This window comes from Stenotrophomonas maltophilia, from assembly GCF_047497515.2.
Classification (GTDB): Bacteria; Pseudomonadota; Gammaproteobacteria; order Xanthomonadales; family Xanthomonadaceae; genus Stenotrophomonas.
Genome location: NZ_JAXAXL020000002.1, coordinates 383237 through 407298 on the forward strand (window position 1 = coordinate 383237; position 24062 = coordinate 407298).

A 24062-nucleotide genomic window follows, 5' to 3' on the forward strand; every position below is an offset into this window, starting at 1 on the left:
TTGTATGCCTTGGCGGTCCTCTGCCATCAGCCATCGCCGCGCCGTCCAGCCCGGAAACCCCTCAGCTGGCCGTCACCGCTTGCCCCGTATACTTGCCGTTCCCGGGAACTGGCAACACCATGAGCGACCGCTTTGAACTCGTCTCGCCGTACTCGCCGGCGGGCGACCAGCCCGATGCCATCGCGAAGCTGATCAGCAACTTCGAAGCCGGCATCGCCAAGCAGACCCTGCTGGGCGTCACCGGCTCGGGCAAGACCTACACCATCGCCAACGTCATCCAGAACGTACAGAAGCCGACGCTGATCATGGCGCCGAACAAGACGCTGGCGGCGCAGCTGTATGGCGAGTTCAAGGCGTTCTTCCCGCACAACGCGGTGGAGTATTTCGTCAGCTACTACGACTACTACCAGCCGGAAGCCTATGTGCCGTCGTCGGACACCTTCATCGAGAAGGACAGTTCGATCAACGAGCACATCGAACAGATGCGGTTGGCCGCGACCAAGACCCTGCTGTCGCGCCCGGATGCGATCGTGGTCGCCACCGTGTCGGCGATCTATGGCCTGGGTGCACCCGAGGATTACCTGTCGCTGCGGTTGATCCTGTCCAAGGGCGAGCGCATCGACCAGCGCGACCTGATCAATCACCTGACCCAGCTGCAGTACACGCGCAACGAGTACGAGCTGCAGCGCGGTACGTTCCGCGTGCGCGGCGAAGTGATCGATGTGTTCCCGGCCGAGTCGGACAGCGAGGCCTTGCGCCTGGAATTGTTCGATGGCGAAGTCGAGAAGATCACCCTGTTCGACCCGCTCACCGGTGAGACGCTGCGCAACATGCAGCGCTTCACCGTGTACCCGAAAACCCACTACGCGACCACCCGCGAGCGCGTGCTGGCGGCAGTGGAAACCATCAAGGTCGAGCTGAAGGAGCGGTTGGAGCAGCTGTATGCGCAGAACAAGCTGGTCGAGGCCCAGCGCCTGGCGCAGCGTACCCAGTTCGACCTGGAAATGATGGCCGAGGTCGGCTTCTGCAACGGCATCGAGAACTACTCGCGGCACCTGACCGGCAAGAATGCCGGCGAGCCGCCACCGACCCTGTTCGACTACCTGCCGGCCGACGCGCTGCTGGTGATCGACGAATCGCACGTGACCATTCCGCAGATCGGTGCGATGTTCAAGGGCGACCGTTCGCGCAAGGAAACCCTGGTCGAGTTCGGCTTCCGCCTGCCGTCGGCGCTGGACAACCGGCCGCTGCGCTTCGAGGAATGGGAAGCGCGCTGCCCGCGCAGCATCTATGTGTCGGCCACGCCGGGACCCTATGAGTACCGCGAGGCCGGTGACGAGATCACCGAGCTGGTGGTGCGCCCGACCGGCCTGATCGATCCAGTGGTGGAGATCCGTCCAGTCGGCACCCAGGTCGACGACCTGATGAGCGAGGCCAACGAGCGCATCAAGGCTGGCGACCGCGTGCTGGTCACCACGCTGACCAAGCGCATGGCGGAGAACCTCACCGAGTACCTCACCGAGCACGGGATCCGCGTGCGCTACCTGCATTCGGACGTGGACACCGTCGAGCGCGTGGAGATCATCCGCGACCTGCGCCTGGGCAAGTTCGACGTGCTGGTTGGCATCAACCTGCTGCGCGAAGGCCTGGACATGCCCGAGGTGTCGCTGGTGGCGATCCTGGATGCCGACAAGGAGGGCTTCCTGCGCTCCACCGGCTCGCTGATCCAGACCATCGGCCGTGCGGCGCGCAACGTGCGCGGCAAGGCGATCCTCTATGCCGACAAGATCACCCGTTCGATGCAGGCGGCGATCGACGAGACCGACCGCCGACGCGCCAAGCAGGTCGAGTACAACGAAGAGCACGGCATCGTGCCGCGCTCGGTGGCACGGCCGATCGTCGATGTACTGGAAGGCGCCCGCTCTGACGCAGCCGAGAAGGAAGCCAAGAAGGGCAAGGGCAAGAGCCGGGCAGGCGTGGCGGAGGAAGGGGCCGATTACCGCTCGCTCAGCCCGGCCCAGCTGGCAGCCCGTCTCAAAGCGCTGGAACAGCAGATGTACCAGCACGCCAAGGACCTGGAATTCGAGGACGCCGCGCGCGTGCGCGACCAGATCCGCCAGCTGAAGGAGGCCAGCCTCGGCTGAACGCGGCGGCGCAGCAGCATCTTCACAAAAGTGTTGCGCTTCACGGCCTGCATCCGTAATATACGCGGCCTGCACCGACGCAATCGCGGAAATGCAGAAGCAATTCGGGCGGTTAGCTCAGCGGTAGAGCACTACCTTGACATGGTAGGGGTCACAGGTTCGAACCCTGTACCGCCCACCACGACGTTCCTGCAAAGGGGCTGTCGTGACCTGAAAAGCCCGGCCCTGGCGCCGGGTTTTTACGTAGCAAGGCCAGCCTTCGGGCGGCCCGAACAAGATGGGCGGTTAGCTCAGCGGTAGAGCACTACCTTGACATGGTAGGGGTCACAGGTTCGAACCCTGTACCGCCCACCACCTGGCTCCCGGCATTGCCGGTGTAGCGGTGGATCAGAAAGAAGCCGGCCCTGGGCCGGCTTTTTTTGTTTCTGCATCTCGCCGGCATCGGCAGCTCAACGCTGCGCGACCCACTCGTCGATGCTGACCATGCGCTGCATGCGCCACTGCCCATCCACGCGTTCCCAGATCTGCGCAAAGCGCGCCGAGCCGGCCTGCTGAGGCGCGCCACCGCTGGAGTTACTCTGCAGGTGCTGACTGCCGACACGCAGTACCCGGTCCTGGCGCAGCCGGTACAGCTGCAGAGTGGTCGGGGCCGCTTGCGGGCGCACTGCCGAGGGGGCGCCGGTGTGCGCGGCTTCGGCCTGCAGGATCTGGCCGCGCAGGGAGGCATCCCCGACGTCGGCATCGTGGCCGAACAGGCCAGCGCACAACAGCAGCAGGGCAAGCATCGGCATGGCACGGTGCTCCGGAGAAGGGACTCCAGCGTGGCACTCCGTCCTGCCGTGTGAAACCGGTATGCGACGAAAGCCGGTAAAGCGCGCGCCAACGCGGTCCGGAGAGGATGAAACGGGCTGGAAAGTACCGGGCCGCCTCGGAGGGCGGCCCGGCAGGGTGGCCAATGCGGGTTGGCCGTCACACATCACGCATGGCGGGTGGGAACCCGGCCGGCGCGTGTGGCGCCGCTCAGGGCACCTGGCAGCAGACGCGGCCACCACTCCAGCGGCCATTGCCGCCGTACTGGCAGCCCGGCGTGTACTCGCACCCTGGCGCGAATCCGGTCTTGGCCGGCGCCGCGAAGGCCTGGGCACCACCGAAGCACAGCGCGGCCACGACGGCGGCGCCTCCGATCCATGCAGACAGCTTCTTCCTGATCATGGGTATCTCCAACAGTCGGTGTGAACGTGGATTACAGCGGATCGCAGCACAGCAGCTGGCCATGCTTGCCCGAGTTGCCGAACGGGCACTGCGGGTGCGGTTCACAGCCCGGTGCAAAACCGGTCTTGGGCGGGACGGCGAAGGCCTGGCTGGCGCCGAAGGCCATGGCAGCGACAACAACGATACCGGCGACGGACGAAAGGACTTTCTTTCCGATCATGTATCTCTCCTTGGTTGGCGTTGTGGTGGTGCAGTTGCCGAAGGCACCGGAGTGCCGGTTGTGGCGCGGATGCGGTAACACGGCGCAGTGGCGGAATGCGCGGTGAGCAGGGTCAGGGCAGCGCGGCGATCGGTGCGAGTGACTTCATGGCTGCCCGCACGACCTGGTCATCGAGTTGGCCGACGTGCTTGTAGGCAACGCTGCCATCGGCGGCCAGTACCATCAGCATCGGTGTGACCGTGGCGCGATAGCGCGTGGATGCGGCCCCTTCACTGTCGACGGCGATGGGAAACCGCAGCGCATGCGTGCCGGCGTAGTCGGCCAGTTGATCGTAAGGAGGCAATCCGACGCCGATCAGTTCGCTGTTGCCGCGTGCGGCGTCGATCTGCCGCAGCTGCGGCATCGAGGCCAGGCAGTAGCGGCACGCCGTGGAGAAGAAGTACAGGACCTGCGGCGCCGTGCGGGAGCCACCGATGGCGACCTGGGTCTGTTGGGTGGTGCGCAGCGCCAGGGTCTCCGGGCGGCTGCCAAGGTCGAGCCCGTGTGCTTCCAGCCGCATGTCCTGCAGCTGGGTGGCCATCTGCTCGTTGATCTGCCGGAGTTGGCGGTTCTGCCATCCCAGCGCGACGATCAGCGCGGACAGCAGCAGGGCGACGACGGGGAACAGGACGCGCTTGAGCATCGATCATCCTTGAACGCAGCGTTGGGACGAACATACCCGAATCGGCGCGCGGGTTGTTAAGCGGATGTTCTTCGACTGCCTGCCGGTGCGTTGGGTGTACTACAGTGGCACCCGCGCACGCATGCGCAGGCATCCTTCATCACACTGCCAGGAATTTCCTCCGATGAGCGACCATGTGCCGGTTTCCAAGCCCAATCCCTTCTTCGAGCTGCTGTTCGGCGGCAACATGCTGGAAGGCACCTTCAAGGCGGTGATCTGGGTAGCCCTGTTGTCGGCGGTACTGGCCTGGACCACGTTCCGCTGAGCCCACGCGCTGCCCTGCAACATGGCGGCAGGTCGTGCAGGAGGCCTGCAATCAGGCGCTGAAGGCCTGGCGCAGGCTGCGCAGGGTGGCCTGCCGATGTTCCTTCGCGGTGGCTTCGCCCATTTCCAGTTCCTGCAACCGCAGTCCCACCAGGGTCATCGACAGCGCATAGCCCCGGGCCGCGTCGGCGGCACGGGACAGGCCCAGGGCGCGCCGTGCAAGTGCGTCCACATGCTCAAGATCGGGCATCAGGCCAAGGTAGACGCGCTCGGCGCTGTCCAGGTCGGGTGCGCGCAGGATCGCGTGTGCTTCGTCAACGGGGGAGACGGAGGCCATGGGGGGTCCTTGTCCGTAGCGGGCGCTCGATCAGAACGAGCGCATCAGGGAAACGAAAGCCGACGTCTGCGTGCCACGTCGTGCCATCGGGCTGTCCTTCACTGCATCGCCGAACCATTGGTTGGCGACCACGCCGGTCGCGCGCCACTTCGTGCCCAGCGGCGTGCTGACCGCGATCTGCAGGCTCGGCGACGTGGCGCTGCCCGGGCTGTAGGCAGCCAGTCCCGAGCGCAGTGCTTCCTCATCGCTGATGCCGTAGTAGTAGTCGAGCAGGCGTGCACTGGAGTGCACGACGCCAACGCGCGGCACCCAGGTGAAACGACCGGCCTGGATCGGGTAGCTGTAGTGCACGCGCGATTCGGTGCCACCGCCATGGCCGCTGACCTCGCGCATCACGCTGGCCTCGACAATGCCCCAGTCGGCGCTGTACTCGCCGTTGAGGCCGGCCATGGCCGACAGCTGGCGGCTGTGCAGGCGACGCAGCTGCGGATCGTTCACGTCATCGGTCTTGAAGCGCAGCGTGTAGGGCGTGACTGCCGCCGACAGGCGCAGGCCTCGGTCCTTGTACAGGTACATGCCCAGCGAGCCCGGGCTGGCGAAGAAGCGCTGGCCCTGCCAGGCAATGGCCGGCACGACCAATGGCTTGGCGTCGTAGTGCGCGTACGCACCGGAAGTCGCACCCACGGTGATGCCAGCCTGCACGCCCGGGGTCTGGTCGGCGGCGTGGCCGAGCAACGGCGCGCCGAGGGCAGCGGAAAACAGCAGCGGACGCAGCAGGGCCGGGGACAGGGAGGGCATTGGTCAGCGACTTTGCGGGGGATGGCTGCGCATGATGGGGGGACAACATTGTCAGAACATTGCGCCTGCGCACTGGCCACTCCAAAGCGGAAAAACACTGCGCCAGGCACTATGATCGGCAGCGTTTCCGGTAGCCGAGCCCCCGATGCGCATCCTCCTGGTCGAAGACGATCCTGACCTGTCCCGTGCCCTGCAATCGGGGCTGGAGCGGCAGGGCGTGGTTGCCGACGTGGTTGGCAGCCTGGCCGAGGCGGCAAGCGCGCTGCGCGAACCGGTGCACCAGCTGATGCTGCTCGACCGTCAGCTGCCCGATGGCGATGGCGCTGGTTTTGTCGCCACTGCGCGTGCACTGCGGCCGAATCTGGCGGTCATCATGCTGACCGCCAAGGGCACGCTGTCGGACAAGGTCGAGGGCCTGGATGTCGGTGCCGATGACTATCTGGTCAAGCCGGTGGCGATCGAGGAACTGATGGCGCGCATTCGCGCCGTATCGCGGCGGCCGTCGGCGATGGTGACGCCGAGCCTGCGACTGGGACGGCTGGAGTTCGATTTCGAGTCGTTGCAGGCGCAGGTGGAGGGCCAGCCACTGGCATTGCCGCGGCGGCAGGTGCTGGTACTGCAGGCGCTGGCGATGCGGCAGGGACGCACAGTCACCCGCAGCGCGCTGGAAGCAGCGGTGTATGGCTTCGATGATGAGATCCAGTCCAACGCACTGGACGCGCATATCTCCAAGCTGCGCAAGGCGTTGCAACAGGCCGGGGCCGGTGTGGAGATCCATGTGATCCGCGGCGTTGGCTACCTGCTGGCGGAGGCCTGAGATGGCGCGCCCGATCCGTTCCATCACCCTGGGCCTGGCCTGGCGGTTGTTCCTGGCGCAGGCCTTCACCGTGCTGTTTGCGGTGGTCGCGCTGATCCTGACCTGGGGCGACAAGGACAGCTGGGGCATGGACATGTTCATGGCCGAAGCGGTGGCCAAGGCCGTGCACAGCGAAGGCGGGCGCCTGGTGCTGGACCAGGCGCGCTGGAACACGCTCGATGCCGAGGCGGGCGGCAATCTCTGGTTCGCTGCGGTCGACGACAAAGGCGTCTGGCTGGAGCGTGGCACCATCCCGGCCATCCATGCGCCGCTGCTGGCGCGATTGCCGACGCTGGGTGCCACCGAACTCGGCTCGCTGGTGCCGCCCTACCTGGATGTGGCGCGGGTGATGATCCGCAACGAAGAGGGGCGCCGCATCACGGTGATGGTTGGCGGCGCGCCGAAGGGAGGCCTGCTGGATGGCGCGCTGATGGTGCTGCGGCTGATCGGCCTGTGGTTCTTCCTGCCGCTGATCGTGGTCACGCTGCTGGTGATGCCGACGGTGATCCATCGCGCGATGCGCGGCGTGCGCCGTTCCGCGCAACAGGCCAAGGAGCTGGACATCGGCCAGGCCGGTGCACGGCTGGATGCCCGCCTGGTGTCGACCGAGGTCGCACCGCTGGTGGAGGCCTTCAACGATGCCATCGACAAAGTGCAGCAGGGCTATGCGGCACGCGACAAGTTCCTCGCCGATGCCGCGCACGAACTGCGCGTGCCGATCGCCGTGGTGCAGGCGCGCCTGTCGCAGTTGCCGCAGGGCGAGCTGAAATCACAGTTGCTGACCGATGTCGCCCGTCTCGGCAATGTGGCCGAGCATCTGCTCGACCTGCAGCGGCTTGATCGCAATGTCGGCGCGCTGCAGCGTCTGGATCTGGCCTTGCTGGTGCGTGAGGCGGCTGCCGAGCTGGCACCGCTGGTGGTGGGCGCCGGTTACGGTTTCGAGGTGGACGCGCCGGACGCGCCGGTATGGATCCATGGCGACAGCCTGGCGCTGGGGCGGGTCATCGCCAACCTGGTGCACAACGCCATCGTCCACGGCGGTGGCCGCGGCACCATCTGCGTGCGCCTGGACGCGCGAGGGCTGCTGGAGGTCAGCGACCAGGGCGCCGGTATCCCGGTGGGCGATCGCGAGGCGATCTTCGAGCCCTTCCATCGCCTGCGGGCCGCGGGTAGCGGCAGCGGCCTGGGCCTGCATCTGGTGAAGGAAATCGTGCAGCATCACGGCGGCTCGGTCAGTGTGGGCGAGGCCGCCGGCGGTGGTGCCAGCTTCCGGGTCAATTTCCACCGCGGCACCGTTCGGCGCTGACAGTCGCTCGCGGCAATGCCCGATAGGCGTGCGCCCACGCCGGGCGGCAGGCTGCGGGGATGGTTGCCGGACGATCCGCTGTTCCCCTGCTTGGCCGTCGCTGTGCCGCTGCGCTGGTACTGGGTGCGCTCGCCTGCGTGCAGTGGCCGGTGCTGCCGCCGCTGTGGCTGTGCGCATCGTTGGCGGTGGCCGGCCTCGCCGGCTGGCTGCTGCGCTGGCCTGGCCGCGCAGTGGCGGTGGCGTTATTCGGCCTGGCATGGACGGCGCTGCACGGGCAGTGGGCACTGCAGCACCAGCTTCCGCCCGGCCAGCCGGCGCAGGACGTGCAGGTCAGTGGACGGGTGATCGATCTGCCGCGCAGCGGCCCCGGCTACACACGTTTCGTGCTGCAGGTTGACGCCGCTGACGCGCTGCCTTCGTTGCGTGGCAGGCGCCTGCAGGTCACCTGGAATGATCCATGGCGCGCTCCGGGCGGCGGCGTCGAGGCCGGGCGCCAGAAGGTTCGCGCGGGCGCGCGCTGGACGCTGTCACTGCGCGTGCAGGCACCGCGATCGCGGATCAATCCCGGTGGTTTCGATGGTGAGCGGCACGCGTTGCTGCAGGGGCTGGCCGGCAGTGGCACGGTGCGCGATCCTGCCCGTGCGCGCGAGGTGTTGCCTGCGCAGGGCTTGTCGGCCTGGCGCGAGCGCAGCAGCGCGGCGATCGCCGCCCAGGTCGCGCGTCCCGCCGGGCGTTTCGTACAGGCGCTGGCATTGGGCGACACCCGCGGCCTGTCCGATGCCGACTGGGAACACCTGCGTGCGTTGGGCCTGAGCCACCTGGTTGCCATTTCCGGCTTCCATGTCGGCGTAGTTGCCGGCGCCGGTGCACTGGTGTGCCGTGTGCTGTGGTGGCTGTGCCCGTGGCTGGGCAGATGCTGGCCTCGGCCACAAGCGGCTGCCTGTGCGGCTGCGCTGGCAGCGGCGGCCTATGCCATGGTCGCCGGCGCATCGCTTCCCACCGTGCGTACCGCGTTGATGATCGGCCTGGTCGCACTGGCCCGCTGCGGGCGTCGCCCACTGGGAACGGGGCAGGGGCTGGCACTGGCCGCGATGGCAATGGTGCTGCCGGCGCCGCTGGCAGTGCTCTCAGCGGGCTTCTGGCTCAGCTTTGGCGGGGTACTGTGGTTGTTGTGGTGCCTGCCGCAGGCCGGTCCGGAGGGCATCGGAGGCGGCCTGCGCAGTTTCCTCGCCTCGCAGGGCGTGGCCGCCCTGGGCCTGCTGCCCTTGGGCGTGGCCCTGTTCGGCGGGGCGGCGCGGCTGGGGCCGCTGATCAATCTTCCGATCATTCCGTGGTGGACCCTGCTGGTGGTGCCGCTGTCACTGCTCGGCACCGCCCTGCACGCGCTGCATGACGGGGCGGGGCGGTGGGCCTGGCGCGCAGCGGCGTGGCTGTTCGATCTGAGCTGGCAGATCCTGCAGCCCCTGGCGCTACACCCGCGGGCGATGTGGTGGCTGGCCGAAGCGCCGGGCTGGGCGGCTCCTGCAGCGCTGCTGGGGGTGTTCTGGTGGCTGCTGCCGCGCGGTAGCGGGGGCGGCCTGGCTGGCCTGCTGCTGTGCCTGCCCCTGCTGTGGCCGGCCCGCGACGCGCCGGCCGAGGGAGAGCTGCAGCTGCTGGTGCACGACGTTGGCCAGGGCACGGCAGTGCTGTTGCGCACAGCGCACCACGCGCTCTGGTATGACGTCGGGCCGCCGACCGGCGGCGATGGCAACGAGCGGGTCCTGATGCCGGCCCTGCGCGCGCTGGGGCAGGCGGTGCCCGCGCAGGTCATGCTCAGCCACGATCACCTGGACCACACCGGCAGCCTGGCCAGCCTGCGCCGCCAGCTTCCGGCGCTGCAACCGCTGGCACCGTCCGGCAGTGGCATCGCCGGTGCCCGCGCCTGCCAGCAGGGCCTGCGCTGGCGCTGGGACGGGGTCGACTTCGAGGTGCTGCATCCGCCTCCCGGCAGCCGCCAGGCCGGCAACGAAGAGAGCTGCGTGCTGCGCATTGCCAGTCGCCATGGCGTGGTGCTGCTGGCTGGCGATATCGGCAGGTCGGCCGAGCAGGCGCTGCTGCAGGCGTCGCCAGCGGCGCTGAAGGCGGATGTGGTACTGGTGCCCCACCACGGCAGCGGTGGCAGCTCCAGCGCGCCCTGGGTGGCCGCGGTGGCGCCGCGGCTGGCGCTGGTGTCGGCCGGCCACCAGAACCGCTTCGGCCACCCGCGCGCGGAGGTGGTGCAGCGCTGGCAGGTGCAGGGAGCCGAAGTGCTGGCCACGGCCGAGTCGGGGGCGATCCGCGTATGGCTTGGCGCGCAAGGGCTGCAGCTGCGTGAACAGCGTGTCCACGCATCCCGTTGGTGGGATGCCGCTGGGCGGGCGCGGTCGGCTGCTATCCTATCGACGATCGAACAAGCGGCCGTTGGGCCGGAGGGTTGAAACGTGTGGGAACTGGTCAAGGCCGGTGGCTGGCCGATGGTGCCGCTGCTGCTGTTGGGCGTACTGGCTTTGGCGATCATCCTGGAGCGTTTCTGGTCCTTGCGGCGGACTGAGGTGCTGCCGCCCGGCCTCGGCCAGGAAGTGCGCAACTGGGCCGCGCGCGGCAAGCTCGATCCCGCGCATCTGCAGACCCTGCGCGCCAATTCGCCGCTGGGCGCGCTGCTGGCCGCCGCGCTGGAAGCGCGCAACCGCCCGCGCGACCAGATCCGCGAGCGCATCGAAGACACCGGCCGCCACCTGGTGCACCGCATGGAGCGATTCCTGAACGCACTGGGCACAATTGCCTCGGCCGGCCCGCTGCTGGGCCTGCTCGGCACGGTGATCGGCATGATCCAGATGTTCCTGGGCATCCTCGACCACGGCGTGGGCGACGTGAACCAGCTGGCCGGCGGCATCGGCAAGGCCCTGGTCTGCACCGCCACCGGCATGATCGTGGCGATTCCCGCATTGATGTTCCATCGCTACTTCAAGGGCCGCATCCACGGTTACGTGGTGGAGATGGAGCAGGAAGCCAGCGCATTGCTGGATACGCTCGACGGCCGCCCCGGGGTGATGAACCCGGCCGCCGCGGTGCGTTCGTCCAACGCTGCCACGGCGAAGGCCTGATCGATGCGTATCGGCAACGACCGATCCCAGGATGAGCCGCATATCGACCTGGTGCCGCTGATCGACGTCATCCTGGTACTGATCATCTTCTTCGTGGTCACCACCACCTTCGACGCGCGTTCGACGCTGCAGGTGCAGCTGCCGACCGCCAGCCAGCAGCAGACCAACGAGCCGCCGCGCTCGCTGAGCGTGCTGATCAATGCCGAAGGTCGCTATTTCATCAATGACCAGGAAGTGCTGCGCAGCGACGTCGAGTCGGTCAAGCAGACCATCGCCGCCGTGGCGGGCAGCGATCGCGAGCAGACCGTGCTGCTGCGGGCCGATGCGCGCACTCCCTACCAGGCCGTGGTGACCGCGCAGGACGCGCTGGGTCAGCTCGGTTTCCGCCGTATTGCCATTGCAACAGCACCCGAGGTGCGTCCATGAGTTCCAATCACGCGCCGGTGTGGCCGATCTACAAACGTCTGCTGGGGTATACCCGGGCCTACTGGGTGTTCATGGTGGCCGCCGTCATCGCGATGGTGGTCGAGGCCCTGGCCGGCTACCACTTCACCAAATTGATGGAGCCGCTGGTCAACCGTGGGTTCGTCAACCCGGAACCGCGCATGGCGGTGATCCTGCCGCTGACCATCCTCGGCCTGTTCCTGATGCGCAGCGTCGCCACCTGGGTGAGTGACTACGCGCTGGCCAAGACCGGCCGCAGCGTGGTGCGCGACCTGCGCGAGCAGGTGCTGGCCAAGTACCTGCATCTGCCGTCCTCGCATTTCGATACCGAAGCGACGCCGGTGATGGTCAGCCGCCTGAACTTCGACACCGAGCAGGTCACCCAGGCCAGCGCCGACGCACTCAAGACCGTCGTCGCCGACACCCTGACCATCATCGCGATGCTGGCGGTGATGCTGCAGATGAGCGTCAAGGTCACCGTGGCCATGCTGGTGGTGGTGCCGCTGATCGGCGTGATCGTGTCCTACGTGGGCAAGCGCTACCGTCGCATCAGCCGCGGCATCCAGGACGGCATGGGCTCGATGGCGCAGACCGCCGAGCAGTCGCTGGCCGCGCAGCAGGAAGTGAAGGTGCATGGCACCCAGCAGCATGAGATCTCGCGCTATTCGCGCCTGGCCAACCGCATGCTGTCGCTGAACATGAAGGTGGAAGTCACCCGTGCCGCAGCGTCCAGTGTGGTCCAGTTCCTGGCCGCGCTGGCGTTGGCGGTCATTGTCTGGGTGTCGACCCGCGAAGCCCTGGCGGGGCGCCTCAACGCCGGCCAGTTCATGGGCCTGATGACCTCGATGATGGCCATCATCCCCTCGCTGCGTCGACTGACCAGCGTGCAGACCTCGATCTCGCGCGGCGTGGCCGCCGCCGAACGCCTGTTCAGCATTCTCGACATGCCGGTCGAGCGCGACCAGGGCCGCAACACAGTGCAGCGCGTGCGCGGCGAGCTGGCCTTTGACCACGTCATGCTGCGTTACCGCGAAGACAGCGGCATTGCCCTGGACGACATCAGTTTCGTCGCGAAGCCGGGTACGGTCACCGCCATCGTGGGTCGTTCCGGCAGTGGCAAGACCAGCCTGATCCGGCTGGTGCCGCGCTTCTACGAGCCCAGTGGCGGCCTCATCACCCTCGACGGCGTGGCGCTGGACGACTATCCGCTGGCCGATCTGCGCCGGCAGGTGGCGATGGTCGGGCAGAAGGTCATGCTGTTCGATGACACCATTGCTGCCAACATCGCCTATGGCATGGATGCGAGCGAGGAGCAGATCCGTGCGGCGGCCGAAGCGGCCAATGCGTGGGAGTTCATCGCCCGCATGCCGCAGCAGCTGCAGACCCCGGTGGGCGAGAATGGCGCGTTGCTGTCCGGCGGCCAGCGCCAGCGCCTTGCGATCGCACGCGCGATCCTGCGCGACGCGCCGATCCTGATCCTCGACGAGGCCACTGCCGCGCTGGACAACGAGTCCGAGCGGCTGGTGCAGGATGCGCTGCAGCGCCTGATGCCCGAACGCACCACGCTGGTCATCGCGCACCGCCTGTCGACCATCGAGCATGCCGACCTGGTGCTGGTGATGGATCACGGCCGCATCGTCGAACGCGGCACCCACAAGGAGCTGCTTGCCATGGGTGGCCTGTACCAGCATCTGCACAGCATGCAGTTCCGCGAAAGGCAGGACTGATGGCCGGCAAGGGCACCCAGACCCCGCCATACTGGTACGACGGCAGTCCGGTTCCGTGGGCGATGCGCCTGCTGGCACCGTTGTACGCCGGCGTCACCGCGCTGCGCCGCAGGGCCTATCGCCGCGGCTGGCGAAAGCGTTACACCTTGCCGGTGCCGGTGATCGTCGTCGGCAACATCACTGCCGGCGGCACCGGCAAGACGCCGCTGACCATCGCCCTGGTGGAGAGGCTGCGTGCGGCCGGTTGGACGCCTGGCGTCGCCAGCCGCGGTTATGGCCGCGAAGACGCCGACAAACCGCTCTGGGTGCAGGCCGACACGCCGACCGCCAAGGGCGGTGACGAGCCGGTGCTGATTGCCTGGAAGACCGGCGTGCCGGTACGCGTGGACCGCGATCGCGTGGCTGCCGGCAAGGCGCTGGTCGAGGCCGGTTGCGATGTGATCGTCTGCGACGACGGCCTGCAGCACTATCGGCTGGAGCGTGACATCGAGATCGAAGTGGTCGATGCCCAGCGTCGCTACGGCAATGGACGGATGATCCCGGCCGGACCGCTGCGCGAGCCGGTCAGCCGTGCCACCGAATGCGATTTCCGCGTGGTCAACCTGGGCCAGGCCGATGAGGAAACCGCGGCCCAGGCGTGTGGTTTCGGCCAATGGCCGATGGCCCTGCACATCGACAGCGCGCAACCGCTGGCCGGTGGCCGCGCGCGCCCGTTGGCGTACTTCAAGGGCCAGCGCGTGCACGCCGTAGCCGGTATCGCCCACCCGCAGCGCTTCTTCGACATGCTGCGCGCGCGCGGTATCGGCGTTGTGCCGCATGCGTTTGCCGACCACCAGGCCTACCAGCCGCAGGACCTGTCCTTCGGCAGCCAGCTGCCGGTGCTGATGACCGAGAAGGACGCGGTGAAATGCCGGGCGTTCGGCAACGACTGGCACTACGCGGTACCGTTGCGCGCTGAGCTGCCCGCCGCGTTCTGGGTCGCGCTGACCGACCGCCTGGACAAGCTGCGACCGAACTGAGTGGCGCGGCGGCGCTTGCATTCACGTGCCGCCGGCCGCATTCCTGCTGTTACGAGCCTGCCGAGTACCGCCCGCATGACTGAATTCGTCGTCGCCATTCCGGCCCGCTACGCCGCCTCGCGGCTGCCGGGCAAGCCGCTGCGCCTGCTCGGCGGTGAGCCGCTGGTGCTGCACGTGGCGCGCCGCGCGCTGCAGGCCGGGGCCAGTGAGGTCTGGGTCGCCACCGACGATCAGCGTATTGCCGACACGTTGTCCGGGCTGTCTGAAGTGAAGGTGGCGATGACCGCTGCGTCGCACGCGTCCGGCACCGACCGCCTGGCCGAATGCGCGCGCATTGCCGGCTGGGCCGGCGATACCGTGGTGGTCAACCTGCAGGGCGATGAACCGTTCGCGCCGGCGGCCGGGATCCGCGCGGTGGCCGAAGCCTTGGTCGGCGGCGATGCGCCGATGTCGACCCTGGCCACCACCGTCGAAGACGCGCAAACGTTGTTCGACCCGAACGTCGTCAAGCTGGTGCGCAACGTGCGCAACGAGGCGATGTACTTCAGTCGTGCACCGATCGCCTGGCACCGCGATGGCTTCGCGCGCAGCCGCGACGCCCTGCCGGAAGGGCATGCCTGGCTGCGCCACATCGGTATCTATGGCTATCGCGCCGGTTTCCTCCAGCAGTTCGCGGCCATGCCGCCGGGCCAGCTGGAGCAGGTCGAGTCGCTGGAGCAGTTGCGGGTGCTGGAGGCCGGCTATCCGATCAGCGTGGCGATCTCGCCGGAACCGTTCCCGCCAGGCATCGACACACCCGAGGACCTGGAGCGCGCCGAAGCGCTGCTGCAGGCAATGGCGGCGCGATGAAACTGCTGGTCGTCTGCCTCGGCAACATCTGCCGTTCGCCGATGGCCGAAGGTGCGCTGCGTGCGCGCCTGGAGGCCTCGCCGCTGGCCGGTCGGGTGCAGGTCGATTCGGCGGGTACTGGTGACTGGCACGTCGGTGAGCCACCGGACCGGCGCGCGATCGCCTGCGCGGCCGGGCATGGCGTCGACATCGGCGGCCTGCGCGCGCGCCAGCTGCGGGCGGCGGATTTCGACCGTTTCGACTGGATCCTGTGCGCCGATGAATTCAATCTGCGTGATGCCGGCCGCCTGGCCACGCCTGCCCAGCGCGAGCGGCTGGCACTGTACCTGCCCTGGTCGGGCGGGCAGGGCCGGGTTGCGATCCCCGACCCCTACACCGGCGGCAGTGATCACTTCGAACAGGTCTGGACACTGGTCGACGATGCCGCAGAACGTGCCGTGGCACGACTGTTGCATGACGCCGAGTCCGGCATAATCGGGGCATGAACGTCCAGCCCGTCCCGGACCTGCCAGAGTTCGCCACCTGGCTCAATGCCACCCCCTGCACACTGACCGAACTGCGCGGCCGGCCGGTGGCACTGTTGTTCGTCAACGCTGCCTCCGCATGGAGCGCGCAACGCCTGGCCGAGTTCGGCCAATGGCTGTCGCGCCACCCCGGCAAGCTGCAGCCGCTGGTGCTGCAGGTGCCGCGTTTCGATTTCGAACGCGATGCCGGCGCCGCGCTGAAGCTGCTGCGCCGCCAGGGCCTGTCGATGCCGGTCCTGCTCGATGCAGACTGGGATGGTTGGCGCCGCTTCGGCATCACCGCATGGCCGACCGTGGTGCTGCTGGACGCACAGGGCCGCGAGCAGCAGCGTCTGGTCGGGCAGGGCGCACCGGGAGAACTGGAGCGCGCCCTGAACGTGCTGTGCCAGGGGGCACCCTCCGCGCCGCCGCGCGGCGGCAGCGAGCTGCATCCGGAGCCGCGCCAGGCATTGCGCTTCCCACTCGGGCTGGCGGTCAGCACCGAGCGCCTGTACATCGCCGACAGCGGCCATCACCGCATTCTCGAATGCAGCCACGGCGGCCGCATCCTGCGCCAGTTCGGGCTGGGCACGGCCGATTTCATGGATGGCAACCTTGCCGAGGCGGCATTCCACCGACCGCAGGCGCTGGTACTGGAGCGCGACGCGCTGTACGTGGCCGATACCGGCAACCATGCCGTGCGCCGCATCAATCTATCGACCGGCATCGTCGATACCCTGTGCGGCAATGGCCGTCCGGGAGCACCAGTGGAGGGGCCGGTGGCGCAGGCACGGCAGGTGTCGCTGGACCACCCGGTCGGCCTGGCCATCGCGGACAACCAGCTGCACATCGCCATGGCCGGCGACAATCGCATCTGGAGCTACCACCTCGGCCAGCGCAGCCTGCAATGGCGGGCCGGCAGCGGCGCGCTTGACGATCGCGATGGCAGTGGCCATCTGGCTGCCTTCGCCCAGCCCACCACGCTGGCGGTGGTGCAGCAGGTGCTGTACGTGGCCGATGCGCTGGGGTCTTCGATCCGCGCACTGCAACTGCGGGGCGATCTGGTGCAGACCCTGGTCGGGCAGGGGGCATGGCGCTTCGGCAGCGAGGACGGCCCGCGCGCACAGGCCAGCCTGCAGTTCCCGCAGGCCATTGCGCTGAGCCCGGACGCGCCGCTGCTGTGGATCGCCGACAGTGGCAATGGCCGCCTGCGCACCTTGCGCCTGGGCGGCGGTGAACTGACCACGCAGCCGCTGCCACGCCGCCTGCATGGCCCGGCGGGATTGGCTGTGGGGGCCGGTGCGGTGTGGATCGCCGAGACCGACGCCCACGCCGTACTCCGATTCGACCCCGACAGCGGCGTGCTCAGCGAAGTGCCGATCAGCGAATGACCGACGTTCCCGCCCCGGCCTTCGATGGCAAGGCCTTCGCGGCCCAGCTCAGCACCGCACCCGGCGTGTACCGCATGTACGCAGCCGATGACACCTTGCTGTATGTCGGCAAGGCGCGTGCGCTGCGCAACCGCGTCGGCAGCTACTTCAATGGCAGCCCGAAGAATGCGCGGATCATGTCGATGATCTCGCAGATCACGCGCATGGACGTGACCGTTACGCGTTCGGAAGCCGAGGCGCTGCTGCTGGAAAACCAGCTGATCAAGTCGTTGTCGCCGCGCTACAACGTGTCGTTGCGCGACGACAAGACCTATCCGCATGTGCTGCTGACCCGTGAGGACTGGCCGCGCATCGCGCTGCATCGCGGTCCACGCGCCATTCCCGGGCGCTATTTCGGTCCCTATCCCGGCGTTACCGCAGTGCGCGAGACGCTGAACCTGATGCACAAGCTGTTCAAGCTGCGCAGCTGCGAGGACAGCGTGTTCCGCAATCGTTCGCGGCCGTGCCTGCAGTACCAGATCGGCCGCTGCAGCGCGCCGTGCGTGGAGCTGGTGGCGCCAGCGGAATATGCCGAGTCGGTGCGCCGCGCCGCGCTGTTCCTGGAAGGCAAGAGCGATGAGCTGACCCGCGAGCTGGGTGAGCAGATGCAGGCCGCCAGCGAGGCGTTGGAGTTCGAGCAGGCCGCGCGCCTGCGTGACCTGATTTCCTCGCTGCGCAGCATGCAGACCCGCCAGTACGTGGACGGCCGCGCCGCCGACCTCGACGTGCTGGCGGTGGCCATGCAGGGCTCGCAGGCCTGCGTGCTGCTGCTGGCGTTCCGTGATGGCCGCAACCTGGGTACTCGCCCGTTCTTCCCGCGCACCAACGGCGAGGAAAGCCCGGAAGAAGTGCTGGCTGCGTTCGTCTCGCAGTACTACATCGAATTCGAGCCGCCGCGCGAGATCCTGCTGGATCGCGAGATTCCCGATGCCGACCTGCTGGTGGCCGCACTGTCGGCCTCGGCCGAACGCAAGGTGCAGCTGAAGTGGAATGTGCGTGGCGAGCGTGCCGGCTACGTGGAACTGGCCAGCCGCAACGCGCAGCTGACCCTGGCCACCGAACTCAACAGCCGCAACGCACAGCACGCACGCAGCGATGCGTTGCGCGACATGCTGGGCCTGGCCGAGCCGGTCAAGCGGGTGGAGTGCTTCGATATCAGCCATACCCTCGGGGAAGCCACCGTGGCTTCGTGCGTGGTGTTTGATGCCGCCGGCCCGGTGCGCGCGCAGTACCGTCGCTTCAACATCAGCGGCATCGAGCCGGGCGACGACTATGCCGCCATGCGCCAGGCCATCGACCGCCGCTTCCGCCGCGCCGTGGAAGAGCAGGGCGTGCTGCCGGACGTGTTGCTGATCGACGGTGGCGCCGGCCAGCTGGCGCAGGCCCAGGCCGCACTGGCCGACCTGGGCGTGGAAGGCGTGCTGCTGGTGGGCGTGGCCAAGGGTGTGGAGCGCCGCGCCGGCCATGAAGCGCTGGTGATGCCCGACGGCCGCGAACTACGCCCGGGCGCGGCCAATCCGGCACTGCAGTTCATCCAGCAGGTGCGCGACGAGGCGCACCGCTTCGCCATCACCGGCCACCGCGGCCGCCGGCAGAAAGCGCGGATGACCAGCAAGCTGGAAGACATCCCCGGCATCGGGCCTCGCCGCCGTGCCAGCCTGCTCAAGCATTTCGGTGGCCTTGTGGGCCTGAAAGCGGCCGGTGAAGCGGAAATCGCCAAGGTGGAAGGTATCAATGACGCCCTCGCGGCGCGTATCTACGCTAACCTGCACGGGTTGGCCACGCCCGATGCGGCCGAGTAGAGAGAGAAGCACGCAAGCATGAAGTTGACCCTGCCCACCTGGCTGACGTTGTTGCGGATCGTGATGATCCCGGTGCTGGTGCTGGTGTTCTACCTGCCCTACACCTGGACCAATTTCGCTTCGGCGGCGATCTTCGGCCTGGCCGCGATCACCGACTGGCTCGATGGCTGGATCGCACGCCGCTACCAGCTGGAATCGGCGTTCGGCGCTTTCCTGGACCCGGTCGCGGACAAGCTGATGGTGGCAGTGGCGCTGTTCCTGATCGTGCAGGGTCATCCGACGCCGTGGATGGCGTTCTGGGCGGCGGTGATCGTCGGCCGTGAGATCGCGGTGTCGGCGCTGCGCGAATGGATGGCTGAACTGGGCCAGCGTGCCAAGGTGCGCGTGGCGATGATCGGCAAGGTCAAGACCACCGCGCAGATGGTCGCGCTGCTGTGCCTGCTGTATTCGGTGGCGCCGAACGTACCCGTGCAGGACATCTGGATGGGCTGGCCGGTGTTCCACATCGGCGATTGGACCCTGGCGATTGCCGCCGTGCTGACCCTGTGGTCGGGCCTGCAGTACCTGCACGCCGCCTGGCCGAGCCTGCGCGATGACGAGCGCGCTGCGCGCGAGCGTGCGCGGCAGAAGAAGCTGGGCAACGGTTGATCGGGCGCGACATCCACGCATGGCGTGGATCTACTGGAAATGCTGCATCCACGGAAGATGCGGACCTAACGGTTTGCGGGGATGCTGTAGTAGATCCACGCCATGCGTGGATACGCCGCGCCAGGCGCCTCGCAGACCCTGAAAAAACCGCTTGACGCCATTCCTGTAACAGGTAGAATTTCGCCTCCCAAGCGGGAATAGCTCAGTTGGTAGAGCGCAACCTTGCCAAGGTTGAGGTCGCGAGTTCGAGTCTCGTTTCCCGCTCCAGATTCAAGAAAAACGCTCCCGCAAGGGGGCGTTTTTCGTATGCGTGCGCGCCACTGCAATCAATCCTCGTCCTGCGTCGACGCACGCGCACGCATGCCGGTGATCCGCGCTTCCTCGCGTGCTACCTGGCGGTCGGCAAACCACTCCTGCACATCACCCGCGAAACTCGCCGGGCGGCCCTTGCCCTGCACGCCCTCTGCAATCGACGCCAGACTGGAACGCGCCAGTTCTTCGCGCATGGCCTTCTGCGCATTGATCATCACCGCGTGGATGTCGCCTGCACGTGGATCGCACCCTCAAGGTGAGGGCCGTCGACGCGGTGTTCGCCACCGGTGACTGCGCGCATGCCGCTACCGATGACGAGGGCAACGTAGCGATGATGTCCTGCCAGCACGCGATGAACCTGGGACGCTCGGCGGGCCACAACGCGGCAGCCGATCTGATCGGAGAGGCGATGATTCCGTATGCGCAGCCCAAGTACGTGACCTGCCTGGACCTGGGGCCGTGGGGTGCCGTCTACACCGAGGGCTGGGACCGCCAGGTCGTGCTGTCCGGTGCGGAGGCCAAGGCGCTGAAGTCCCGCATCAACACCGAATGGATCTATCCGCCCAGTGGTGAGCGTGCGGAGATCCTGGCGTTGGCCGACCCGCTCAGGATCGTGGTTGCCTGATAGCGCCAGGACGCTCCGCAAGCAACGCTCCCCGAAGGGGGCGTTGCTCTCTGGCGCATCACGCGCAGGGCATCGCTTCATTCCCACTTCACCGTCACCCCATCGCCCCGCCATGCGCTGGGCTGAAGCTGTATCCCTCGTTTCCAGCCGGTGATGCAGCGATGCCCCACATCCCCTCCGCCTACGACCACGACGTGGTCATCGTCGGCGCCAGCTTCGCCGGTGCCGCCTGCGCACTGGCCGCTGCCCAGTACGGCCTGCGCGTCTGCGTGCTCGAACGCAAGGCGGATCCCGGCGAGCGCCTGCACACCACCGGCATCGTGGTGAAGGAGGCGATGGAGCAGACCTGGCTGCGGCGAATGCCCGAACACCTTGTGCAACGCGTTGCGAATGTGCGCCTGTATGCGCCGAACCTGCGCAGCGTGTTGCTGGCCGCACCGGGCTACTACTTCCTCACCACCGATACGCCGAACCTGATGCGCTGGCTGGCCAGCGAGCTGCGCGCGAATGGCGTGGACCTGCGCCTGCAGCAATCCTTCACTGATGCCCGTCGCAGTGGCGACGGCTGGCAGGTGGCGGGAGCGGGACGCTGCGCCTACCTGGTCGGTGCCGACGGCGCCCGCTCGCGCGTGGCACGGTGCACCGGCCTCGGCCAGGTGCGTGACAACCTGTACGGCGTCGAGCGCGAGTTCGCTGGCCTGCAATTGCCGCAGGGTGACGCGCTGCATTGCTTTGTCAGCAAGCGCTTTGCACCCGGCTACATTGGCTGGGTCGCGCAGAATCCAACGGGCCTGCAGGTCGGGCTGGCGCTGCGTCATGACCCGCAACGGGTGCAGGCGCCGGACATCGACGGGTTCATCAGCCACGTGCGCGATGTGGCCGGCATTCCGCAATCGGCCACGCCCTCGGCTACCCGCGCCGGCCTGGTGCCCTGCGGCCGGCCGGAAGGCCCCATCACCGGCCCTGGCCTGATCCTGACCGGCGACGCCGCGGGCATCGTCTCGCCGCTCTCGGCCGGCGGCATCCATTCCTCATGGCGGCACGGCTGGGCCGTGGGCGATGCCATCGGCCGGCGCCTGCGGGGCAGTGGCCCGCAGCCGGAGCGTCTGGCGCGGCAGGCGGCGCCGGCGTTCCACGGCAAGCGCCTGCTGCGCTGGGCGATGGATCATCTGCAGGCCGATTGGCCACTCGACGCACTGCTGCATACGGCCGCCACGCGGCGCATCGCCGAGCAGGTCTACTTCCACCGCCGGGGTCTTCGCATGTGAAGGGAGGGGGCCGGGGCGCCCGAGTGCGCCCCCTCATGTCACGTGAAAATTCCTGTTGACGCCGTGCAGCAATATCGACACAATAGCGCTCCTTCGACGCAGGTCGAACGAAATCTGCGGGAATAGCTCAGTTGGTAGAGCGCAACCTTGCCAAGGTTGAGGTCGCGAGTTCGAGTCTCGTTTCCCGCTCCAATTTATGATCTACAGACTTCCACTGACGTCTGTAAGTCATTGAAAAGAGGAGCTTCGGCTCCTTTTTTCATTCCAGCGAAAGCCACGAAAGTCCACTGACAGCCACCATTTTTGAGGCCAAAAACAAGGCCAAAGAATGCGGGTCGTGCCGGTTCCGGGTTGTTGCTGGGGTTGGATCGGGATGACAAGCAGCATCGGGCCTAAGTCCAAGACTTAGGAGCTTGATGATGACACTCTCTGATCTGACCGTGCGGCAAGCCAAGGCCGCCGAGAAAACCTACAGCATCCCCGACACCGATGGCCTCGGCCTGGTGGTCGCCCGCACCGGCGGCAAGTCGTGGCATTTGCGCTATTACTGGCTCGGCAAGCAAAAGCGCATCTCCCTGGGGAACTACCCCGAGATCGGTTTGCGCGAAGCGCGCACCTTGCGCGACGAAGCCCGGGCGCTTCTGGCAAAGGGCGTCAACCCCCATACCGATCGGAAACAGAAGCGACACGCGGTCAAGCTTGCGGCCGACTACACCTTCAAGGCCGTCTTCGATGCGTGGGTCGAGCATCGCCGCAAGGAAATCAAGGAGGGCAGGAACAGCACGCTGTCGCAAATCCTGCGGATCTTCAACAAGGACGTGCTGCCTAGCCTCAAGCAGATGTCGATCTACGACATTCGCCGGCCCCAACTCCTGGGCGTCCTGGCGAGGATCGAGGAGCGCAAGGCGTTCACCACTGCCGAGAAGGTCCGCACCTGGCTGGGGCAGTTGTTCCGCTATGCCCTCGTCATCGTGGAGGGGCTGGAAGCCAATCCGGCCTCCGACCTGGACGTGGTGGCCGAGCCCAAGCCCCCGGTGAACCACAACCCCTACCTGCATCTTCCGGAGCTTCCCGAGTTCCTGCACAAGCTCAGGCTCTACAACCCTCGTGGTTGGCAGACCCAACTCGGCATCCGGCTGCTGTTCCTGACCGGCGTGCGTACCGGCGAGCTGCGGCTGGCGACCCCGGACCAGTTCGATCTCGACCGTGGCCTGTGGATCATCCCGCCGCAGATCGTCAAGCAACTCCAAGACGAGATGCGCAAGGCCGGCAAGCGCCCGCAGGACGTTCCGCCCTACATCGTGCCGTTGTCCGTGCAGGCCATCGAGATCGTGCGCTACCTGTTGGGTGTGATGAGGCCGGCCCAGGTCCATCTGCTCACGCACCGCAGCGAACTCAAGAAGCGCATCAGCGAGAACACCCTCAACGCGGCCTTGAAACGAATGGGCTACGAGGATCAACTGACCGGTCACGGCATCCGCGGAACCATCTCGACGGCGCTCAACGAGATCGGCTATCCCAAGATTTGGGTGGACGCGCAGCTTTCGCACTCGGACCCGAACAAGGTGAGTTCGGCCTACAACCACGCCAAGTATGTTGAGCCGCGCCGCCGGATGATGCAGGACTGGGCGGATCGTCTCGATCTGCTCGAACAGGGCCAAGTGGAAGCGGCCAGCGCGCACCTCACGATCCATATCGAGGGCGTGCCGGCCATGGCAGAGGAGGACAAGCCCAACACCATCGTCGCTGCTGCTTCTGCGGCATCCGTTCCGCCTGTGGTGGCCGAACCCATCGTCGTGACGCCAAACGACGGGGGAATCACATTCCAGCGACTGTCGCAGGTACCACCGCCCCCGACGCATGCGCCAGAGCCGGAGGTGTCTGTCATCCAGCGCGAGCGCGAGGAAATGCTGGTCATCTACGAATCGCCGAGCAGTCTGCCGGTCCCGCTGTTCGGCAAGTTGGCCGGGAAGTCCAAGGACCAGATCAACCGCGAGCTGAAGGCGGGCAAGCTGCTGTCCATCAGCTTGGGCAACCGCGGGCAACGCGTGCCCGACTGGCAGCTGGTACCCCTCAAGCACAAGCTGGCACAGGTGCTCATGAACCAGTGCCCGCATGCGGATCCGTGGGACCTGTACCGGATGCTGACCCGCCCACATCCGGACCTGGGTGATCGCGCAGCCATCGACATCGTGACACCAGGAAATTTGGGCATGGTCGTGCGGGTCATCGCGGGCACCCAGCAGCAGCCAAACAGGCCCGGACCTGACTCGTCTGTGCAAGGTATTCCAGAGGAGACTCGCCAGCGCATTCAACGGTTGCTAAATGATGCGGCAATGCTCGAAAGTGCCTGACGCTGTTGGCGCGCATCCAGAACTGACCCACTTTCGGCGGTGATGCGCGGGTAAAACTGACCCACCTGAAGCCCACATCCTGAGCATCTTTTGCTCGGGGG

The 24062-nt window shown here is 67.2% G+C and carries 24 protein-coding genes and 4 tRNA genes; 21 read left to right on the forward strand and 7 right to left on the reverse strand.

Translation table 11 applies throughout. The features are described 5' to 3' along the window. The first annotated feature begins 119 nt into the window (after window positions 1-119). The 3 genes from uvrB (at window position 120) to ACMZPQ_RS05490 (ending at window position 2498) form a co-directional block, all read left to right on the forward strand. Window positions 120-2144 (forward strand): excinuclease ABC subunit UvrB, encoded by a 2025-nt coding sequence (uvrB, locus tag ACMZPQ_RS05480; protein ID WP_197582813.1) that lies wholly within the window; start codon window positions 120-122, stop codon window positions 2142-2144. A 106-nt stretch (window positions 2145-2250) separates the two neighbouring features. Further along, a tRNA-Val gene (locus ACMZPQ_RS05485) sits at window positions 2251-2325 on the forward strand. Between the two features lie 98 nt (window positions 2326-2423). Further along, window positions 2424-2498, forward strand: a tRNA-Val gene (locus ACMZPQ_RS05490). 95 nt (window positions 2499-2593) lie between these two features. On the opposite strand, the gene ACMZPQ_RS05495 is transcribed toward ACMZPQ_RS05490, so the two are convergent. From ACMZPQ_RS05495 to ACMZPQ_RS05510, 4 genes are all read right to left on the reverse strand, one after another. Further along, complete coding sequence (locus ACMZPQ_RS05495) at window positions 2594-2935, reverse strand: DUF4440 domain-containing protein (protein ID WP_197582814.1); 342 nt, start codon at window positions 2933-2935, stop codon at window positions 2594-2596. Window positions 2936-3164: 229 nt separating this feature from the next. Next, window positions 3165-3356 carry a hypothetical protein gene (locus ACMZPQ_RS05500; RefSeq protein WP_197580059.1) on the reverse strand — a complete coding sequence of 64 codons (192 nt, stop codon included), beginning with the start codon at window positions 3354-3356 and terminating at the stop codon, window positions 3165-3167. 31 nt (window positions 3357-3387) lie between these two features. After that, complete coding sequence (locus ACMZPQ_RS05505) at window positions 3388-3576, reverse strand: hypothetical protein (protein ID WP_197580060.1); 189 nt, start codon at window positions 3574-3576, stop codon at window positions 3388-3390. 112 nt (window positions 3577-3688) lie between these two features. Next, window positions 3689-4258: a redoxin family protein gene (locus tag ACMZPQ_RS05510; protein WP_197580061.1), complete on the reverse strand. Its 570-nt coding sequence runs from the start codon at window positions 4256-4258 to the stop codon at window positions 3689-3691. Between the two features lie 163 nt (window positions 4259-4421). Here ACMZPQ_RS05510 and ACMZPQ_RS05515 point away from each other — a divergent pair, with 163 nt between their 5' ends. Then, window positions 4422-4562 carry a hypothetical protein gene (locus tag ACMZPQ_RS05515; RefSeq protein WP_173364575.1) on the forward strand — a complete coding sequence of 47 codons (141 nt, stop codon included), beginning with the start codon at window positions 4422-4424 and terminating at the stop codon, window positions 4560-4562. Between the two features lie 51 nt (window positions 4563-4613). Here ACMZPQ_RS05515 and ACMZPQ_RS05520 read toward each other — a convergent pair whose 3' ends face one another. After that, window positions 4614-4898, reverse strand: coding sequence for a hypothetical protein (locus tag ACMZPQ_RS05520; RefSeq protein WP_197580062.1), 285 nt, complete (start codon window positions 4896-4898; stop codon window positions 4614-4616). A 30-nt stretch (window positions 4899-4928) separates the two neighbouring features. Then, a complete protein-coding gene (locus tag ACMZPQ_RS05525) occupies window positions 4929-5696 on the reverse strand; it encodes a MipA/OmpV family protein (RefSeq protein WP_197580063.1) in 768 nt (255 codons plus the stop codon). Window positions 5697-5841: 145 nt separating this feature from the next. On the opposite strand from ACMZPQ_RS05525, the gene ACMZPQ_RS05530 reads away from it, so the two are divergent. From ACMZPQ_RS05530 to ACMZPQ_RS05590, 13 genes are all read left to right on the forward strand, one after another. Next, window positions 5842-6513 (forward strand): response regulator transcription factor, encoded by a 672-nt coding sequence (locus ACMZPQ_RS05530; protein WP_197580064.1) that lies wholly within the window; start codon window positions 5842-5844, stop codon window positions 6511-6513. A 1-nt stretch (window position 6514) separates the two neighbouring features. Beyond that, window positions 6515-7858, forward strand: a complete 1344-nt coding sequence (locus tag ACMZPQ_RS05535; RefSeq protein ID WP_197580065.1) for a sensor histidine kinase — start codon at window positions 6515-6517, stop codon at window positions 7856-7858. A gap of 59 nt (window positions 7859-7917) precedes the next feature. Further along, entirely contained in the window at window positions 7918-10314 is a 2397-nt protein-coding gene (locus tag ACMZPQ_RS05540) for a DNA internalization-related competence protein ComEC/Rec2 (RefSeq protein ID WP_197580066.1), read from the forward strand. Between the two features lie 3 nt (window positions 10315-10317). After that, a complete protein-coding gene (locus tag ACMZPQ_RS05545; RefSeq protein ID WP_006429918.1) occupies window positions 10318-10980 on the forward strand; it encodes a MotA/TolQ/ExbB proton channel family protein in 663 nt (220 codons plus the stop codon). A gap of 3 nt (window positions 10981-10983) precedes the next feature. Further along, entirely contained in the window at window positions 10984-11406 is a 423-nt protein-coding gene (locus ACMZPQ_RS05550; protein WP_004152323.1) for an ExbD/TolR family protein, read from the forward strand. Next, entirely contained in the window at window positions 11403-13151 is a 1749-nt protein-coding gene (msbA, locus tag ACMZPQ_RS05555; RefSeq protein ID WP_197580067.1) for a lipid A export permease/ATP-binding protein MsbA, read from the forward strand. Before ACMZPQ_RS05550 ends, msbA begins: the two co-directional genes overlap by 4 nt. Further along, a complete protein-coding gene (gene lpxK, locus ACMZPQ_RS05560; RefSeq protein WP_197580068.1) occupies window positions 13151-14170 on the forward strand; it encodes a tetraacyldisaccharide 4'-kinase in 1020 nt (339 codons plus the stop codon). The genes msbA and lpxK overlap by 1 nt, the downstream gene beginning before the upstream one ends. Before the next feature lie 75 nt (window positions 14171-14245). After that, complete coding sequence (gene kdsB / locus ACMZPQ_RS05565; RefSeq protein ID WP_197580069.1) at window positions 14246-15019, forward strand: 3-deoxy-manno-octulosonate cytidylyltransferase; 774 nt, start codon at window positions 14246-14248, stop codon at window positions 15017-15019. Beyond that, a complete protein-coding gene (locus tag ACMZPQ_RS05570; RefSeq protein WP_197580070.1) occupies window positions 15016-15504 on the forward strand; it encodes a low molecular weight protein-tyrosine-phosphatase in 489 nt (162 codons plus the stop codon). Before kdsB ends, ACMZPQ_RS05570 begins: the two co-directional genes overlap by 4 nt. After that, complete coding sequence (locus ACMZPQ_RS05575) at window positions 15501-16913, forward strand: hypothetical protein (RefSeq protein WP_197580071.1); 1413 nt, start codon at window positions 15501-15503, stop codon at window positions 16911-16913. The genes ACMZPQ_RS05570 and ACMZPQ_RS05575 overlap by 4 nt, the downstream gene beginning before the upstream one ends. Next, on the forward strand, window positions 16910-18754 hold the full coding sequence (gene uvrC / locus ACMZPQ_RS05580; RefSeq protein WP_197580072.1) for an excinuclease ABC subunit UvrC: 1845 nt from the start codon (window positions 16910-16912) through the stop codon (window positions 18752-18754). The genes ACMZPQ_RS05575 and uvrC overlap by 4 nt, the downstream gene beginning before the upstream one ends. 18 nt (window positions 18755-18772) lie before the next feature. Further along, on the forward strand, window positions 18773-19402 hold the full coding sequence (gene pgsA, locus ACMZPQ_RS05585) for a CDP-diacylglycerol--glycerol-3-phosphate 3-phosphatidyltransferase (protein WP_197580073.1): 630 nt from the start codon (window positions 18773-18775) through the stop codon (window positions 19400-19402). 191 nt (window positions 19403-19593) lie between these two features. Continuing rightward, window positions 19594-19669, forward strand: a tRNA-Gly gene (locus tag ACMZPQ_RS05590). 59 nt (window positions 19670-19728) lie between these two features. Here the strand turns inward: ACMZPQ_RS05590 and ACMZPQ_RS05595 are convergent. Then, window positions 19729-19929, reverse strand: coding sequence for a hypothetical protein (locus tag ACMZPQ_RS05595; RefSeq protein WP_197580074.1), 201 nt, complete (start codon window positions 19927-19929; stop codon window positions 19729-19731). Window positions 19930-19952: 23 nt separating this feature from the next. Here ACMZPQ_RS05595 and ACMZPQ_RS05600 point away from each other — a divergent pair, with 23 nt between their 5' ends. The 4 genes from ACMZPQ_RS05600 to ACMZPQ_RS05615 all read left to right on the forward strand — a co-directional run bounded on the left by ACMZPQ_RS05600 (window position 19953) and on the right by ACMZPQ_RS05615 (window position 23961). After that, a complete protein-coding gene (locus ACMZPQ_RS05600; protein ID WP_197580075.1) occupies window positions 19953-20339 on the forward strand; it encodes an NAD(P)/FAD-dependent oxidoreductase in 387 nt (128 codons plus the stop codon). A gap of 161 nt (window positions 20340-20500) precedes the next feature. Continuing rightward, window positions 20501-21607 carry an NAD(P)/FAD-dependent oxidoreductase gene (locus tag ACMZPQ_RS05605; protein ID WP_197580076.1) on the forward strand — a complete coding sequence of 369 codons (1107 nt, stop codon included), beginning with the start codon at window positions 20501-20503 and terminating at the stop codon, window positions 21605-21607. 116 nt (window positions 21608-21723) lie between these two features. After that, window positions 21724-21799 (forward strand) — tRNA-Gly (locus ACMZPQ_RS05610). Between the two features lie 224 nt (window positions 21800-22023). Next, on the forward strand, window positions 22024-23961 hold the full coding sequence (locus ACMZPQ_RS05615; protein WP_014744326.1) for a tyrosine-type recombinase/integrase: 1938 nt from the start codon (window positions 22024-22026) through the stop codon (window positions 23959-23961). Window positions 23962-24062 lie beyond the last annotated feature (101 nt).

Coding starts and splice junctions, on each gene's coding strand:
- uvrB (WP_197582813.1), top strand. CDS start 120: ATGAGCGACCGCTTTGAACTCGTCTCGCCGTACTCGCCGGCGGGCGAC.
- ACMZPQ_RS05535 (WP_197580065.1), top strand. CDS start 6,515: ATGGCGCGCCCGATCCGTTCCATCACCCTGGGCCTGGCCTGGCGGTTG.
- kdsB (WP_197580069.1), top strand. CDS start 14,246: ATGACTGAATTCGTCGTCGCCATTCCGGCCCGCTACGCCGCCTCGCGG.
- pgsA (WP_197580073.1), top strand. CDS start 18,773: ATGAAGTTGACCCTGCCCACCTGGCTGACGTTGTTGCGGATCGTGATG.
- ACMZPQ_RS05575 (WP_197580071.1), top strand. CDS start 15,501: ATGAACGTCCAGCCCGTCCCGGACCTGCCAGAGTTCGCCACCTGGCTC.
- uvrC (WP_197580072.1), top strand. CDS start 16,910: ATGACCGACGTTCCCGCCCCGGCCTTCGATGGCAAGGCCTTCGCGGCC.
- ACMZPQ_RS05595 (WP_197580074.1), bottom strand. CDS start 19,929: ATGATCAATGCGCAGAAGGCCATGCGCGAAGAACTGGCGCGTTCCAGT.
- ACMZPQ_RS05615 (WP_014744326.1), top strand. CDS start 22,024: ATGATGACACTCTCTGATCTGACCGTGCGGCAAGCCAAGGCCGCCGAG.
- ACMZPQ_RS05510 (WP_197580061.1), bottom strand. CDS start 4,258: ATGCTCAAGCGCGTCCTGTTCCCCGTCGTCGCCCTGCTGCTGTCCGCG.
- ACMZPQ_RS05550 (WP_004152323.1), top strand. CDS start 10,984: ATGCGTATCGGCAACGACCGATCCCAGGATGAGCCGCATATCGACCTG.
- ACMZPQ_RS05500 (WP_197580059.1), bottom strand. CDS start 3,356: ATGATCAGGAAGAAGCTGTCTGCATGGATCGGAGGCGCCGCCGTCGTG.
- lpxK (WP_197580068.1), top strand. CDS start 13,151: ATGGCCGGCAAGGGCACCCAGACCCCGCCATACTGGTACGACGGCAGT.
- ACMZPQ_RS05520 (WP_197580062.1), bottom strand. CDS start 4,898: ATGGCCTCCGTCTCCCCCGTTGACGAAGCACACGCGATCCTGCGCGCA.
- ACMZPQ_RS05505 (WP_197580060.1), bottom strand. CDS start 3,576: ATGATCGGAAAGAAAGTCCTTTCGTCCGTCGCCGGTATCGTTGTTGTC.
- ACMZPQ_RS05495 (WP_197582814.1), bottom strand. CDS start 2,935: ATGCCGATGCTTGCCCTGCTGCTGTTGTGCGCTGGCCTGTTCGGCCAC.
- msbA (WP_197580067.1), top strand. CDS start 11,403: ATGAGTTCCAATCACGCGCCGGTGTGGCCGATCTACAAACGTCTGCTG.
- ACMZPQ_RS05605 (WP_197580076.1), top strand. CDS start 20,501: ATGCCCCACATCCCCTCCGCCTACGACCACGACGTGGTCATCGTCGGC.
- ACMZPQ_RS05540 (WP_197580066.1), top strand. CDS start 7,918: ATGGTTGCCGGACGATCCGCTGTTCCCCTGCTTGGCCGTCGCTGTGCC.
- ACMZPQ_RS05515 (WP_173364575.1), top strand. CDS start 4,422: ATGAGCGACCATGTGCCGGTTTCCAAGCCCAATCCCTTCTTCGAGCTG.
- ACMZPQ_RS05570 (WP_197580070.1), top strand. CDS start 15,016: ATGAAACTGCTGGTCGTCTGCCTCGGCAACATCTGCCGTTCGCCGATG.
- ACMZPQ_RS05525 (WP_197580063.1), bottom strand. CDS start 5,696: ATGCCCTCCCTGTCCCCGGCCCTGCTGCGTCCGCTGCTGTTTTCCGCT.
- ACMZPQ_RS05530 (WP_197580064.1), top strand. CDS start 5,842: ATGCGCATCCTCCTGGTCGAAGACGATCCTGACCTGTCCCGTGCCCTG.